At 68.1% G+C, this 14,458-nt stretch carries 13 protein-coding genes; 8 read left to right on the plus strand and 5 right to left on the minus strand.

Translation table 11 applies throughout. The features are described 5' to 3' along the window. Positions 1–50 precede the first annotated feature (50 nt). From DIZ26_RS19905 to DIZ26_RS19915, 3 genes are read left to right on the plus strand one after another with little or no spacing between them, the layout of a single operon-like run. Positions 51–1,370 (plus strand): L-fuconate dehydratase, encoded by a 1,320-nt coding sequence (locus DIZ26_RS19905; RefSeq protein WP_112244443.1) that lies wholly within the window; start codon positions 51–53, stop codon positions 1,368–1,370. After that, positions 1,367–2,119 (plus strand): SDR family NAD(P)-dependent oxidoreductase, encoded by a 753-nt coding sequence (locus DIZ26_RS19910; protein ID WP_112243660.1) that lies wholly within the window; start codon positions 1,367–1,369, stop codon positions 2,117–2,119. Before DIZ26_RS19905 ends, DIZ26_RS19910 begins: the two co-directional genes overlap by 4 nt. Continuing rightward, positions 2,116–3,081: an aldo/keto reductase gene (locus DIZ26_RS19915; RefSeq protein WP_112243662.1), complete on the plus strand. Its 966-nt coding sequence runs from the start codon at positions 2,116–2,118 to the stop codon at positions 3,079–3,081. The genes DIZ26_RS19910 and DIZ26_RS19915 overlap by 4 nt, the downstream gene beginning before the upstream one ends. 96 nt (positions 3,082–3,177) lie before the next feature. Here the strand turns inward: DIZ26_RS19915 and DIZ26_RS19920 are convergent, their stop codons facing one another. Continuing rightward, on the minus strand, positions 3,178–4,761 hold the full coding sequence (locus DIZ26_RS19920) for an ABC-F family ATP-binding cassette domain-containing protein (RefSeq protein WP_198676179.1): 1,584 nt from the start codon (positions 4,759–4,761) through the stop codon (positions 3,178–3,180). Between the two features lie 158 nt (positions 4,762–4,919). After that, a complete protein-coding gene (locus DIZ26_RS19925; protein WP_112243664.1) occupies positions 4,920–5,591 on the minus strand; it encodes a FadR/GntR family transcriptional regulator in 672 nt (223 codons plus the stop codon). A 245-nt stretch (positions 5,592–5,836) separates the two neighbouring features. On the opposite strand from DIZ26_RS19925, the gene DIZ26_RS19930 reads away from it, so the two are divergent. The 4 genes from DIZ26_RS19930 to DIZ26_RS19945 all read left to right on the plus strand — a co-directional run bounded on the left by DIZ26_RS19930 (position 5,837) and on the right by DIZ26_RS19945 (position 11,444). After that, positions 5,837–6,250 carry a DUF3052 domain-containing protein gene (locus DIZ26_RS19930; RefSeq protein ID WP_112243665.1) on the plus strand — a complete coding sequence of 138 codons (414 nt, stop codon included), beginning with the start codon at positions 5,837–5,839 and terminating at the stop codon, positions 6,248–6,250. 412 nt (positions 6,251–6,662) lie between these two features. Next, positions 6,663–10,523, plus strand: coding sequence for a multifunctional oxoglutarate decarboxylase/oxoglutarate dehydrogenase thiamine pyrophosphate-binding subunit/dihydrolipoyllysine-residue succinyltransferase subunit (locus DIZ26_RS19940; protein WP_198676180.1), 3,861 nt, complete (start codon positions 6,663–6,665; stop codon positions 10,521–10,523). Between the two features lies 1 nt (position 10,524). Continuing rightward, on the plus strand, positions 10,525–10,701 hold the full coding sequence (locus DIZ26_RS37925) for a DUF6104 family protein (protein WP_166678691.1): 177 nt from the start codon (positions 10,525–10,527) through the stop codon (positions 10,699–10,701). Positions 10,702–10,721: 20 nt separating this feature from the next. Then, positions 10,722–11,444, plus strand: a complete 723-nt coding sequence (locus DIZ26_RS19945; RefSeq protein WP_112243671.1) for an AAA family ATPase — start codon at positions 10,722–10,724, stop codon at positions 11,442–11,444. An 8-nt stretch (positions 11,445–11,452) separates the two neighbouring features. Here DIZ26_RS19945 and DIZ26_RS19950 read toward each other — a convergent pair whose 3' ends face one another. Together DIZ26_RS19950 and DIZ26_RS19955 are read right to left on the minus strand one after the other, a co-directional pair. After that, positions 11,453–12,208 (minus strand): class I SAM-dependent methyltransferase, encoded by a 756-nt coding sequence (locus DIZ26_RS19950; RefSeq protein ID WP_112243673.1) that lies wholly within the window; start codon positions 12,206–12,208, stop codon positions 11,453–11,455. Between the two features lie 104 nt (positions 12,209–12,312). Then, on the minus strand, positions 12,313–12,684 hold the full coding sequence (locus tag DIZ26_RS19955) for an ArsR/SmtB family transcription factor (protein ID WP_112243675.1): 372 nt from the start codon (positions 12,682–12,684) through the stop codon (positions 12,313–12,315). A gap of 114 nt (positions 12,685–12,798) precedes the next feature. Here DIZ26_RS19955 and DIZ26_RS19960 point away from each other — a divergent pair, with 114 nt between their 5' ends. Then, positions 12,799–14,031, plus strand: a complete 1,233-nt coding sequence (locus DIZ26_RS19960; RefSeq protein ID WP_112243677.1) for a sodium:proton exchanger — start codon at positions 12,799–12,801, stop codon at positions 14,029–14,031. Here the strand turns inward: DIZ26_RS19960 and DIZ26_RS19965 are convergent. Further along, positions 14,028–14,327: a WhiB family transcriptional regulator gene (locus tag DIZ26_RS19965; RefSeq protein WP_112243679.1), complete on the minus strand. Its 300-nt coding sequence runs from the start codon at positions 14,325–14,327 to the stop codon at positions 14,028–14,030. The two genes, DIZ26_RS19960 and DIZ26_RS19965, sit on opposite strands and share 4 nt — an antisense overlap. Between the last annotated feature and the right edge of the window lie 131 nt (positions 14,328–14,458).

Consider the following 14,458-nt stretch of genomic DNA (forward strand, 5'->3'; position numbering starts at 1 on the left):
TATCCTATAGGATCCTGCCGTCAGGTCGGATCACGGCAGAACGGGTGTCCATGCCACGCTTCACGGAGTTCGAGACGTACGACGTCCGCTTCCCCACCTCGCTGGATCTCGACGGCTCGGACGCGATGAACGCCGACCCGGACTACTCCGCGGCGTACCTGATCCTGCGCACGGACGCCGGCGACGGGCTCGAGGGACACGGGTTCGCGTTCACCATCGGGCGCGGCAACGACGTCCAGACCGCGGCGATCGAGGCCCTGCGCGACCACGTCGTCGGGCTCGATGTCGACGCGGTCCTGGGTGATCTCGGCGGCTTCTGGAAGTCGCTCGTGCACGACTCGCAACTGCGCTGGCTCGGCCCGGAGAAGGGCGTCATGCACATGGCGATCGGCGCGGTCGTCAACGCGGTCTGGGATCTCGCCGCCAAGCGGGCCGGGGTGCCGCTGTGGAAACTGCTGTCCGACCTCAGCCCCGAGCAGATCGTCGACCTGATCGACTTCCGCTACCTGACCGACGCCCTCACCCGCGAGGAGGCGCTGGAGATCCTGTACGCCGCGGTGCCCGGGCGCGCCGAGCGCGAGAAGGCGCTGCGCGAGCAGGGTTATCCGGCGTACACGACGTCGCCCGGCTGGCTCGGGTACGACGACGCCAAGCTGGTCCGGCTCTGCCGCGAGGCGGTGGCCGACGGGTTCACCCAGATCAAGCTCAAGGTCGGCGCCTCGTTGGATGACGACGTACGCCGGATGCGGCTGGCCCGCGAGGCGGTCGGCCCGGACATCCGGATCGCGATCGACGCCAACCAGCGCTGGGACGTCGCCGACGCGATCGAGTGGATCAAGGCACTAACGCCGTACGACGTGTGGTGGGTCGAGGAGCCGACCAGTCCCGACGACATCCTCGGCCACGCCGCGATCGCCCGGGCCATCGCGCCGGTCCGGGTCGCCACCGGCGAGCACGTGCAGAACCGGGTCGTCTTCAAGCAACTGCTGCAGGCCGAATCGCTGTCGTTCGTGCAAATCGATTCGGCCCGCGTCGCCGGCGTGAACGAGAACATCGCGATCCTGCTGCTGGCGGCGAAGTTCGGCGTACCGGTCTGTCCGCACGCCGGCGGGGTCGGGCTCTGCGAACTCGTCCAGCACCTGTCGATGTTCGACCTGGTCGCGGTCAGCGGCAGTACGGAGAGCCGGGTGATCGAGTACGTCGACCACCTGCACGAGCACTTCCTGGACCCCGTCGTGATCAAGGACGGCCACTACGTCGCACCCACCCGGCCGGGGTTCAGCGCCGAACTGGATGCGGAGACGCTCTGTGACTTCCGCTACCCGAATGGCAAGATCTGGACCGACCTCGAGAAGGAGAACGCCAAGTGACGGATTTCGCCGGCCTGAAGGCAGTGGTCACCGGAGGAGCCTCGGGCATCGGACTGGCCACGGCGACACTGCTCGCCGCCCGCGGTGCCGAGGTGGTGGTGTTCGACCTCAAGCCGGACGTGTCACCGCCGCTGGCCGGGATCGCCGCCGACGTCAGCGACGACAGTTCGGTGCGGGATGCGGTGTCTGCGGCCGCGTTGAAACTCGGCGGGATCGACATCCTGGTGAACAACGCAGGCATCGGCGCGCAGGGCACGGTCGCCGGTAACGAGGACGAGGAGTGGCATCGGGTCCTCGACGTGAACGTGGTGGGGGTCGCCCGGGTCACCCGCGCGACGCTGCCCTACCTGCGCCGGTCCGAGGCCGCCGCGATCGTCAACACCTGCTCGATCGCCGCCGTCGCCGGCCTGCCGAACAGGGCTCTGTACTCCGCCAGCAAGGGCGCCGTCCTTGCTCTGACGATGGCGATGGCTGCCGACCATGTTCGCGAGGGGATCCGGGTCAATTGCGTCAACCCTGGCACCGCGGACACTCCCTGGGTCGGGCGATTGCTCGACGTTGCCTCCGACCCCGCCGCCGAACGCGCCGCTTTGGAGGCGCGGCAGCCGATGGGCCGGCTGGTCACGGCCGAGGAGGTCGCACTGGCGATCGCCTATCTCGCTTCGCCGCTGTCCGGCTCTACTACCGGTACTGCGCTCGCCGTCGACGGTGGAATGCAGAACCTGCGGCTTCCGGCGGCACGGTCATGAAGCTCTTTCCTGCCGATCAGCGGATCGGGCTGGGTGGCGCGCCTCTCGCCGGTCTGTTCACACCGGTCGCCGACGACGAGGCTGTCGCGACGGTCCAGGCCGCCTGGGACGAGGGCTGGCGGTACTTCGACACCGCGCCGCACTACGGTCTCGGGCTGGCCGAGGAGCGACTCGGCCTGGGCCTGGCGGGGAAGCCGCGCTCGGAGTACGTGCTGTCTTCGAAGGTCGGGCGGATCATCTACTCGGCCTCGACCGAGGCTCCTGACGACGAGGGGTTCGCCGTCGTTTCGAATCGCCGGCGGCGCTGGGACTTCAGCCGCGACGGGGTGCTGCAAAGCATCGAGGACTCACTGCGCCGCCTGGGCACGGACCGCCTCGACGTGGTGTTCGTCCACGATCCCGACGACCACTACTCCGAAGCCGTGGCGACCGCCTTCCCGACGCTGATCGAGCTTCGCGACCAAGGGGTGATCGGGGCGATCGGCTCGGGGATGAACCAGACGGCGATGCTCACGCGGTTCGTGCGCGAGGTCGACATCGACGTCATCATGCTGGCTGGCCGCTACACCTTGCTGGACCCCGACGGGCTCGACGACGTGATGCCGGCCTGCGAGCAGAACGACGTACAGGTCGTTGCCGTCGGCATCTTCAACTCGGGTCTGCTCTCCCAGCCGCGACCCGCGCCCGACGCCACCTTCAACTACGCCCCGGCGCCGGCTTCGCTGCTCTCCAAGGCGAACCAACTGGCCGACGTGTGCGAATCCCATGGCGTCACCCTGCCTGCCGTCGCGCTGAAGTTCCCGCTCTTCCACCCCGCCGTCGCCGGCATCGCCGTCGGCTGCCGCACCGCCGAAGAGGTCCACGCCAACGCCGCCCTGTCCCGCATCGAGATCCCCACGGCCGTCTGGACCGACCTCAAATCCGCCGGCCTCCTCCGCGAAGACGCCCCAACGCCCGCCTGACCCACCTCGCCCGTGTGGCCCACTCCGCTTGTGCGGGTTACCCCATCGCTAGAGCAGTGGGGTAACCCGCACAAGCGGAGTGAACCCCCCTCGGGGTCAGAGGGGGTCGATGTCGGTCAGTGCGTTGTGGTCGAGCTGGAGCCAGCGGGTGATGCCGATGGTGCGGAGGAAGGGGAGGTCGTGGCTGGCGATCACGAGGGCTCCTTGGTACGAGGCGAGGGCTTCGGTGAGTTGGGCGACGCTGGCCAGGTCGAGGTTGTTGGTCGGCTCGTCGAGCATCAGCAGCTGGGGCGGGGGTTCGGCGAGGAGGAGGGCGGCGAGGGTGGCGCGGAAGCGTTCGCCGCCGGACAGGGTGCTGACCGGCTGGTCGGCGGCCCTGCCACGGAAGAGGAAACGGGCCAGGCGGGAGCGCCGTTCCTGGTTCTCCACCGTCGGCGCGAGCAGAGCAAGGTTCTCCACCACCGACAAGTCGTCCTGCAGGAGATCAAGCCGCTGGGGCAACAGGCGATAAGGAACCAAAGGCTTGCCATCGGCAACGATCGAGTGCAGCAGGGTGCTCTTGCCGGCGCCGTTCGGGCCGACCAGCGCGATCCGCTCCGGACCACGGATCTCCAGCGAGGCCTCGAGCCCCGTCCGTAGTACGTAGTCCTCGAGCTTCAGCACGATCCGGCCGGCCGGGACGGACGTCTTCGGCAGGTCGACGCGGATCCTGTCGTCGTCGTGAACCTTCTCCTCTGCCTCGTTCAGCGCATCCTGCGCGGCGTCGAGCCGGTCGGAATGCATGCCGAGGTGTTTGCCCGCCGACACCTGAGCGGATCGCTTCAACCCACCCGCGATGATCTTCGGGATCCCACCGGCCTCGAACGCCCGCTGCCCGGCCGCCCGGCGGCGGTCCATCTTCATCCGGGCCTCGATCAACTCACGCTTCTGCTTACGCAGGTCGGCTTCGGCGCTACGGACCATCCGCTCGGCCGCCTCCTGCTCGACCGCGACGGCTTCCTCGTACGCCGTGAGGTTGCCGCCGTACCACGTGAGGTCACCCCGCCGCAGGTCGCCGATCTGATCCACACGGTCGAGCAACTCCCGGTCGTGGCTCACCACGAGCAACGCACCCCGGAAGGTGTCGACCGCGTCGTACAGGTGTCGGCGGGCGCGCAGGTCGAGGTTGTTCGTCGGCTCGTCGAGGAGCAGGACGTCTGGCCGCTTGAGCAGTTCGCCGGCCAGGCCGAGCAGGATCGTCTCGCCGCCGGACAGTTCGCCGACGTTGCGGTCGAGGCCGATCGAGCCGAGCCCGAGCTTGCCGAGCAGCGCCAGCGCACGCTCCTCCACATCCCAGCCGTCGCCGACGATCGCGAAGTTCTGCTCGGACGCGTCGCCGGCCTCGATCGCGGTGATCGCCTGCCGGATCCCGGCGATGCCGAGCGCCTGGTCGACGGTCAGCCGGACGTCCAGGGTGAGGTCCTGCGGCAGGTAGCCGAGTTCGCCGCTGACCCGGATGGAGCCGCGCTGCGGATTCAGCCGCCCGGCGATCAGCCGGAGCAGCGTGGACTTGCCGGCGCCGTTGCGACCGACGAGCCCCGACCGGACGGGTCCGGCGACGAAGCTCAGGCCGTCGAACAGCACGTCGCCGTCCGGCCAGGCGAAGAAGAGGTCAGTACACGTCAGGGAATAAGAAGACATCAGGTTGTACTCCGAGATCTCGAACGAGACCGCGCACCGATCGGTGGCGATCAACCGCTGCTGAAGAGAGATCTCAGTTCGTCAACCCGCACCCCTGTCGTAGGCAATGTGACGACGTCAAGGTTAGAGGCAATGGCGGCGGGCGTTCAACCGGATATTCAGGGCGCCTTGCGGAGCCAGGTCTCGATGCCCGCGATGTGGGCGGTCATCCAGGCACGGGCGGCGTCGGCGTCGCCGAGTTCGATCGCGTCGAGGATCGCGGTGTGCTCGGCGAGGGTGCGTTCGACGGCGCCGGCCTGGGTGACGCCGCGCCAGATCCGGGCTCGCTGGGTGGCGCCGGAGATGCCGTCGAGCAGCGAGCAGACGACCGCGTTGCCGGTCGCCTCGGCGATCAACCGGTGGAACCTGAGGTCGTTGGTGACGAGTTCGTCGACGCCGGACGACGGCGTGAGGCCGTCCGTCAGGGTCCGGAGATCGGCGAGTTGTTCCTTGCCGATCCGGGTGGCGGCGAGCGCGGCGACGCCGGGTTCCAGCAGGCGGCGTACTTCGAAGAACTGCAGGACCGAGTCGTCGCGGTGCAGGTCGACCATGAAACCGAGCGCGTCGAGCAGGTGGGCGGAGTCGAGACTGGTGACAAAGGTGCCGTCGCCGTGCCGTACGTCGAGCACGTTCACCAGCGTGAGCGCCTTCACCGCTTCCCGCAGCGAGTTGCGCGACAACCCGAGCCGGGCCGCCAGGTCCGCCTCTTTCGGCAGCCGGTCCCCCGGCCCCAGCTCGCCCGAGGTGATCATCTCCTTGATCTTGACGATCGCCTCGTCCGTCAACGCCATCCGCACAGTATGCCGCCGGGCAGCTCGCCAAAAGCAAAAGAAGAAAGGAAGGCGAGGTCGGGTTGGCATGCCGCCGCGCGGCTTGGCGCACGGGAAGGAAGGCGAGGTCGGGTTGGCATGCCGCCGCGCGGGGCGCATGGGAAGCAAGGCGAGGTCGGGCCGGCATGCCGCCGCACGGCTTGGCGCACGGGAACGTTGTCGGGCTGGGATGCCGCCGGCCGCCTCGCGGGTGCCAACCTTGAGCCATGACCACCATCGGGTACTCCGGGAAGCCGCTCGCCGCGAAGCTCGGGATCAAACCCGGGTACGCCGTTGCGATGGACAACGCGCCGACCGGGTTCGTGATCGAAGGGCTGCCGAGCGAGGTCGTGCCGCTCGAGCGGCTCGGGCGGGCGCCGGCGCAGTACGACGTGATCCTCGCGTTCTGCCCGGATCGCGCCACGCTGGCCAAGCGGTTGCCGGTGCTGTTGCCGAGGACGACGACCGCCGGGATGATCTGGGTCGCCTGGCCGAAGCGGGCGTCCGGCGTACCGACGGATCTGGACGAGAACGGGGTCCGCGAGCTGGCGCTGCCGCTGGGCGTGGTGGACGTGAAGGTGTGTGCGATCGATGCCACCTGGTCCGGCCTGAAACTGGTCCGGCGCCTGGCCAATCGGTGAGAACTGGACTGATCCAGTGAGTGACGTTGACCACACCCGGACGCACCTCCGGAACTGACACTCCGCGAAAGGGCGTGTGCATACAGTGGCCGAGCACGCTCAACCGAGCCCTTCGAAGTCGTTGCCGAGAGCGCCGGAAGTCCAGTGCTGCAACGGCTCCGGCAGTCCACACCGGGCCCGATCGGAGCACCAGCGACCGATCCGATCACCCCCGCCCTGAAACACCACGACAGAAGGTGTTCCAGCTCTCGATCGATCAACTCCTGGCGCGCCAACCACTTGATCGACTGGTCCGGTGATCCCGGGCTGCGCATCGGTTGCGGCAGCTATTAGCCTTGGCTCGGGAACCACCCCATAACACCCGTAGTCATAACAGCGGTATCTGACCCGATCGGAAGAGGCGAACTGCCAAGTGGCCACCGAGCCATCAGAAACGAACCCCCTTGCAGCCTTCGGAGCGAACGAATGGCTGGTCGACGAGATGTACGAGAAGTACCTCCAGGATCCGAAGTCGGTGGACCAGGCCTGGTCGGCGTACTTCGAGAGCGACAGCTTCAAGGGGGACAGCACGGGTGACGCGAAGCCGGTGAAGACCGGCCCGGCCGACGCTCCCCGTCCCGACGCCGTGTCAGACAACAAGACGCCGGAGGCGCCCAGCCGGGGAACCGCCGCTGCCGCGCCTTCCTCCAGCCAGCCGGCCGCCAAGGCAGCCGCCGCTGCTCCGGCTCCGACCGCGCCGGCCGCCGCGGCCGCCCAGCCACCGGCACCGGCCGCGAAGCCGGCGTCCGCAGTACAGCCAGCAGCATCGTCAGCCAAAGCCGCGCCTGCCGCGAGCGGCGCTCCGACCGGAGGCACGGTGAACCAGCCGCCCAGCGCCCAGCCCAAGCCCGCCCCCGAGACCAGCACGGACTCGGAGCGGAAGATCCTGCGGGGGGCGCCCGCGCGGACTGCACAGAACATGGAGGCCAGCCTCCATGTCCCGACCGCGACCAGCGTGCGGGAAGTCCCGGTCAAGCTGCTGATCGACAACCGGATCGTCATCAACAATCACCTGCGGCGCGCCCGCGGTGGCAAGATCTCGTTCACCCACCTGGTCGGCTGGGCCCTGGTCAAGGCGCTCAAGACGCTGCCGGAGATGAACGCGTCGTACGACGAGACCGACGGCAAGCCGACCCTGGTCCAGCCGCAGCACATCAACCTCGGCCTCGCGATCGACATGCAGAAGCCCGACGGCACCCGGCAGCTGCTGGTGCCGTCGATCAAGGCCGCCGAGTCGATGACGTTCGCCGAGTTCTGGATGGCCTACGAGGACATCGTCCGGCGCGCCCGGGACAACAAGCTCGCGCTGCCCGACTTCCAGGGCACCACGATCAGCCTGACCAACCCCGGCACGATCGGCACCCAGCACTCGGTACCGCGGCTGATGGCCGGCCAGGGCTGCATCATCGGTGTCGGCGCGATGGACTACCCGTCGGCGTACCAGGGCGCGGCCGAGGAGACGATGGCCAAGCTCGCGGTCAGCAAGGTGATGACGCTGACCTCGACGTACGACCACCGCATCATCCAGGGCGCGCAGTCCGGTGAGTTCCTGCGCCGGCTGCACAAGCTGCTGCTCGGCGAGGAGGGTTTCTACGACGAGATCTTCCAGAGCCTGCGGATCCCGTACGAGCCGATCCGCTGGGCCGCCGACCTCCCGCACAGCCACGAGGAGGACATCAGCAAGCAGGCCCGGATCCTCGAGCTGATCCACGCCTACCGGGTCCGCGGCCACATCATGGCCGACACCGACCCGCTGGAGTACAAGCAGCGCAGCCACCCGGACCTCGACGTCGCCACCCACGGCCTGACGCTGTGGGACCTGGACCGCGAGTTCGCCACCGGCTCCTTCGGGGCGCAGAGCGACCGCAAGTTCATGAAGCTGCGCGACATCCTCGGCATCCTGCGCGACTCGTACTGCCGGACCGTCGGCATCGAGTACATGCACATCCAGGACCCCGAGCAGCGCAAGTGGCTGCAGGAGCGGATCGAGCGGCCGCACACCAAGCCGCCGCGCGAGGAGCAGTTGCGGATCCTGGCCAAGCTGAACGAGGCCGAGGCGTTCGAGACCTTCCTGCAGACCAAGTACGTCGGCCAGAAGCGGTTCTCGCTCGAGGGCGGCGAGACGACCATCCCACTGCTCGACGAGCTCTGCGAGGAGGCCGCCGGCGCCGGACTGGACGAGGTCACGATCGGCATGGCCCACCGCGGCCGCCTGAACGTGCTGGCGAACATCGTCGGCAAGTCGTACAGCCAGATCTTCCGCGAGTTCGACGGCAACATCGACCCGCGGACGGTCCAGGGCTCCGGTGACGTGAAGTACCACCTGGGCGCCGAGGGCGAGTTCGTCTCCGAGTTCGGCGACAAGATCAAGGTGTCGGTGGCGGCGAACCCGTCCCACCTGGAGACCGTCGACCCGGTGCTCGAGGGCATCGTCCGGGCCAAGCAGGACATCCTCGATCAGGGTGCCGCGTTCCCGGTGCTGCCGCTGCTCGTGCACGGTGACGCGGCCTTCGCCGGCCAGGGCGTGGTCGCCGAGACGCTGAACCTGTCCCAGCTGCGCGGGTACCGCACCGGCGGCACGATCCACGTGATCGTCAACAACCAGGTCGGTTTCACCACCTCGCCGGCCTCGTCCCGCTCGTCGATGTACTGCACCGACGTCGCGCGGATGGTGCAGGCGCCGATCTTCCACGTGAACGGCGACGACCCCGAGGCCTGCATCCGGGTCGCGGATCTGGCCTTCGAGTACCGCCAGGCGTTCAACAAGGACGTCGTGATCGACCTGGTCTGCTACCGCCGCCGCGGTCACAACGAGGGCGACGACCCGTCGTTCACGCAGCCGCTGATGTACGACCTGATCGAGCAGAAGCGGTCCGTCCGCAAGCTCTACACCGAGGCCCTGATCGGCCGCGGCGACATCACGGTCGAAGAGGCCGAGCAGGCGATGCGCGACTTCCAGCAGCGGCTGGAGCGGGTGTTCACCGAGGTGCGCGAGGCGAAGAGCCAGCCGGACACGCCGGCGCCGTACGTGACCGTGCCGGTGTACCCGGACAAGCCGGAGGGCCCGGACGCGACGGCCACCACGCCCGAAGTACTGAAGAAGATCGCCGACGCGTACACCACCCTGCCGGAGGGCTTCACCGCCCACCCGAAGGTGCTGCCGCAACTGCAGCGTCGCGCCGCCGCGATCACCCAGGGGCCGGTGGACTGGGCCAGCGCGGAGATCACCGCGTTCGGCTCGCTGCTGCTCGCCGGGCGTCCGGTCCGGCTCGCGGGCCAGGACAGCCGCCGGGGCACCTTCGTGCAGCGGTTCGCCGCGATCATCGACCGGGTCAACGGGCAGGACTACGTCCCGCTGCAGAACCTCGACGAGAACCAGGCGAACTTCTACGTCTACGACTCGCTGCTCAGCGAGTACGCCGCACTCGGCTTCGAGTACGGGTACTCCGTGGCGCGGCCGGACGCGCTGGTGTTGTGGGAGGCGCAGTTCGGTGACTTCGTCAACGGCGCCCAGTCGATCATCGACGAGTACATCTCGGCCGGTGAAGCGAAGTGGGGCCAGAAGTCGGGCGTCGTACTGCTGCTGCCGCACGGCTACGAGGGCCAGGGCCCGGACCACTCGTCCGCGCGGATCGAGCGGTTCATGGCACTGTGCGCGGAGAACGCGATGACGGTCGCTCAGCCGTCCACGCCGGCGTCGTACTTCCACCTGCTGCGACGTCACACCCTGCAGGAGGAGCACAACCCGCTGATCGTGTTCACGCCGAAGCAGCTGCTCCGGTTGAAGGCAGCGGTGTCGCAGCCGGAGGAACTCACCAGTGGCGCCTTCAAGCCGATCCTCGGCGACCAGGAGGCCGAGCAGAACGCGGCCGCCGTCGAGCGCGTGATCCTGACGTCCGGCCGGATCTTCTACGACCTGCAGGCCGAGCGGAAGAAGGCCGAGGCGGACAAGATCGTCACCGCGATCGTCCGGGTCGAGCAGCTCTACCCGCTGCCGGCCGAGGAGATCAAGGCCGAGCTGGCGAAGTACCCGAACCTGCAGGAGATCCGCTGGGTCCAGGACGAGCCCGCCAACCAGGGCCCGTGGCCGTTCATGGCGCTGAACCTGACCGAGCACCTCGGCGGCAAGCCGTTCTACCGGGTCTCCCGGCCGGCCATGTCCGCCACGTCCGTCGGTTCGCACAGCGTGCACGTCGCCGAGGCGGCGACGCTGATGAAGCAGGCGTTCGCCTGACGTGTATTTCACCGACCGAGGGATCGAGGAACTCGAAGGCCGGCGTGGCGAGGAAGACGTCACGCTGGCCTGGCTGGCCGAACGCCTGCGCGAGTTCGTCGACCTGAACCCCGAATTCGAAACCCCGATAGAACGCTTCGCCACCTGGCTGGCCCGCTTGGACGACGAAGACGACTGATCGTGTTCTAGCCTTGCCGGATGCCCTTCGCTGCTCACCCCGTACGCCGGGTCGCCGCAGCGGAGGGCGTCACCGTTTCCAGGACTTGGCCGCACAGCATCCCCGCGGTCCGGCAGATCCTCACCGACGGTCTCGAACTGAAGCCGGGTGTCACGTTTCTCGTCGGGGAGAACGGTGCCGGTAAATCCACGCTGGTCGAGGCGATCGCGATCGCCTTCGGCATGTCACCCGAAGGCGGCTCGACCGGCGCTCGGCTGACCACTCGTGCGTCCGAGTCGCCGTTGCCGCGCGACCTGGTGCTCACCCGCGGCGCCGGCGCTCCGCGTTGGGGGTTCTTCCTCCGAGCCGAGACCATGCACGGCTACTACACGTACCTCGAGCAGAACCCGAGCCCATACCGGGAAGATCCACGCTTCCACGAACTGAGTCACGGCGAAGGCTTCCTCGAAGTACTCCGTAGCCGCTTCGACAGCCCCGGCCTCTATTGCCTGGACGAACCCGAGTCGGCCCTGTCCTTCTCGTCCAGCCTCGCCCTGGTCGGCGTACTGAACGAACTCGCCACCGGCGGCGCCCAGGTCATCTGCGCCACCCACTCGCCCATCGTCTGCTCGCTCCCAGGAGCCACCATCCTGGAGATCGGCGACTGGGGCATCCGCGAAACCGCCTGGCGCGACCTGGAAATAGTCCAGAACTGGCAGGCCTACCTCCAAGCCCCCGAACGCTACCTTCGCCACATCCTGTAGGCGGGTGGCTAGACCTTGCTCGCGACCACCAGGTAGTTCTCGGCCTCCGGGTTGTACGTGCTTCTTTCCGTCCGGAGTCCGACCTGGTGCAACTCGGCTGCGAGTTCGTCGTGTCGGTAGGGCCAGCACGAGAGCAGTTCCGAGCGGACAACAACCGGCCCTGCCTCATCAACTTGCGCGACCGCGATCTCGATGTGGTGCTCCTCCTCCCACCGTGATGCGATCTCCCAGCGGTAGACCACGACACCATTGCGACCGTTCCGGCGGACCAGACGGTCACTGATGTCCAGCCGGGAACCTCTGGCTCTCACGAGTTCCCAGGTGCGGGAGGTGAGTACCAAGCGCCCGCCAGGGCGCAGAAGCCGTGACATCGACTCCAGAGCAGCAACCCTGCCTGTCGCGCCCGCGGCATGGTGCAGCGAGTTGCCAACGCAGAACACCATGTCGAACGTGCCGTCATCGAAATGGCCTGGCAGCTCTTCCCAGTTCGCCCGCAGTGTCCGGACAGGTGCCCCGAATTCCTCAGCCAGCTCCGCAGTCCGCCGAACCATCACCTCGCTGGCGTCAGTTGCGACCACCTGCAGCCCAAGACCGGCGAGGCCGACCGCCAACTGTCCGGTTCCGCACGAACAATCGAGTACGTGAGCGTTCGGCGGCAGAAGACTGAGGACGTCGTCGAACGACGCGGCGAACTCGGCCGGGGCCAGCTTTGCATCCGAGATGAGCCACTCATACACCTCGGCAAGCGCGTTATAGCCCGTCACAACTACCACCTCCGACACGGGGCACACTCACGGTCGCAAAGCAGTACATCAATGGACCAAGACAGTTCACCAATGGTTTTGCCAGGGCAACCCGCGGTCAGATCTCAGTCCGTGTGAGGTGGGCGTCGCCGGAGGGGTGGGTCGGGGGCGAGGGTGCCGTCGGGGGCGATGTGTTCGAAGATCTGGTCGACGAGGTTGAGGACGTGGGGGTCGTCGACCGTGTAGATGTGGCGGCGGCCGTCTCGGCGGGCGGTGATGATGCCGGCGAGACGGAGTTTGCCGAGGTGCTGGCTGGCGGTGGCGATGCTCACGCCGGCTCGTTCGGCCAGCGTGCCCACGTCGTACTCGCCCTGGGCCGCCAGCGAGACCAGGTGCAGCCGGACCGGGGCGGACAGCATTGCGAAGGTCCCGGCGGCGGATTCGAGCTGGGCCCTGGTGGGTTCGGAGGGAGCCGGCTCGGGCGGGGTGCTGGTCATGGCGGAGTCATTGTCGCCCCCGCGCGGGCCGTTCGCAGTACGGCAGGCCGGTGGTGTGGACGGTCTCACACTTTCGCAATTGCGAAAGTGTTAAAACGGTGGCAGGCTAGAAGCATGTTCCGCGCCATCCGCCCCGTGCTCTTCCTCCTGATCGCAGCGGTTCCGGCGGTCGCGCTCCGGGTCACCGGCGCGCATCCGTGGGCCCCGCTGGCGATCGTGGTGTTCGGCCTCGGCGTCGTCGCGGCGTCGTTCGTGCTGGCCTGGGCGGCGGAGGCTGCCGAGGTGGACATCTCGGGCGGCCTGGCCATCGCCCTGCTCGCCGTGATCGCCGTGCTCCCTGAATACGCGGTCGATCTGTACTTCGCCCATACCGCCGGCAGTAAGCCGGAGTTCGTGCAGTACGCCGCAGCCAACATGACCGGGTCCAACCGGCTCCTGCTGGGCCTCGGCTGGTCCAGCGTCGTGCTGGTCAGTCTGTACGTCGCCAGTCGCCGAAGCGGGCGTTCTGTGCAGGCGCTCGTGCTCGACTCGGGCTACCGCCGCGAGCTGGGCTTCCTCGCTCTCGCCGGCGTGGTCGCGTTCATCATCCCGGTCACCGGCGAGATCCACCTGGTCCTGGGCATCGCACTACTCGCCTTCTTCGCCTACTACCTGTACCGCGCCGCCTCTTCCGGCCACGACGAGGAGCCGGACCTCGTAGGCCCGGCGAAGCGCATCGGAAGCCTGCCGACCACGCAGCGCCGGGTCACCGTGATTGCGATGTTCCTGCTGGCCGCGGCGGTGATCCTGGTGTCGGCAGAGCCCTTCGCCAACTCCCTGGTCGAAGGTGGTCAGGCGCTGGGAATCGACCAGTTCCTGTTGGTGCAGTGGCTGGCTCCGCTGGCTTCGGAAGCTCCTGAGTTCATCGTCGCGCTGCTGTTCGCCTGGCGTGGCAAGGGCGGCGCCGCACTCGGCCTCCTCATCTCAGCCAAGGTGAACCAGTGGACGCTGCTCATCGGCAGCCTCCCGATCGCTTACGGGATCGGTGGCGGCGGCACTGCGCTCACGCTGGACGGACGCCAGGTGGAAGAGTTCCTCCTGACAGCTACGCAAACCCTGCTCGGCATCGCGATCCTGCTGACACTGCGCTTCCCCCGGTGGGCTGCGTGGACGCTGCTGGGCCTGTTCGCCGTGCAGTTCGCCGTACCGGGTCAGACCGGTCGCTACGTCATCAGCGGCGTCTACCTGGCGCTGACGATCGTGGTGATGGTCCGGAACCGGCACGAGCTGGTCCCGACCATCACGGCTCCCTTCCGGCGTACCGGCAAGCCCGTCGAGGAACGCACCGACGAGCTGGTCGGCGTCTAGCTCGCCTGCTGCTCCTCGGCGACGACCGGCGTACGGCGACGCTCGGCGGGGCCGGGGCGGCCGCGGCGACGCCCGTACAGGAACTTCTCGCCCGCGGCGGTGCCGGTGAACTTGGTCCGCCGTGCCCACTCGCGGCACTCGTCGAGTACCGGGCACGAGGTGAGGCAGACGGCCTGGGCCTTGCGCTGCTCCCACTGGCTGGCGCTCTCGTCGTACGCCGGCGCCTGGCCGACGCACGCAGCCTTCATCATCCAGCGGTCGGCGGGGTCGGCGATCACTGTCAAGGTCGGCCTCATGGGCACTCCTGCTTCGCGTCATCGATCGGGCGGATCGAGTCCGCGAGGGTTTCTCGCGGTGCACCAAGCGTGCGCCAGCCTCGTTGCCTCACTGCGACGGCAATGTTTCAGCAATGAAACGTCATAAGCCG

Source organism: Kribbella monticola, from assembly GCF_003261635.1.
Taxonomy (GTDB): Bacteria; Actinomycetota; Actinomycetes; order Propionibacteriales; family Kribbellaceae; genus Kribbella; species Kribbella monticola.

Bases quoted from the DNA above. Each gene is read 5' to 3' on its own strand.
- DIZ26_RS19965 (WP_112243679.1), bottom strand. From the start codon at position 14,327: ATGAGGCCGACCTTGACAGTGATCGCCGACCCCGCCGACCGCTGGATG.
- DIZ26_RS19915 (WP_112243662.1), top strand. From the start codon at position 2,116: ATGAAGCTCTTTCCTGCCGATCAGCGGATCGGGCTGGGTGGCGCGCCT.
- DIZ26_RS19920 (WP_198676179.1), bottom strand. From the start codon at position 4,761: ATGTCTTCTTATTCCCTGACGTGTACTGACCTCTTCTTCGCCTGGCCG.
- DIZ26_RS19930 (WP_112243665.1), top strand. From the start codon at position 5,837: ATGACCACCATCGGGTACTCCGGGAAGCCGCTCGCCGCGAAGCTCGGG.
- DIZ26_RS19905 (WP_112244443.1), top strand. From the start codon at position 51: ATGCCACGCTTCACGGAGTTCGAGACGTACGACGTCCGCTTCCCCACC.
- DIZ26_RS19960 (WP_112243677.1), top strand. From the start codon at position 12,799: ATGTTCCGCGCCATCCGCCCCGTGCTCTTCCTCCTGATCGCAGCGGTT.
- DIZ26_RS19945 (WP_112243671.1), top strand. From the start codon at position 10,722: ATGCCCTTCGCTGCTCACCCCGTACGCCGGGTCGCCGCAGCGGAGGGC.
- DIZ26_RS19925 (WP_112243664.1), bottom strand. From the start codon at position 5,591: ATGGCGTTGACGGACGAGGCGATCGTCAAGATCAAGGAGATGATCACC.
- DIZ26_RS19955 (WP_112243675.1), bottom strand. From the start codon at position 12,684: ATGACCAGCACCCCGCCCGAGCCGGCTCCCTCCGAACCCACCAGGGCC.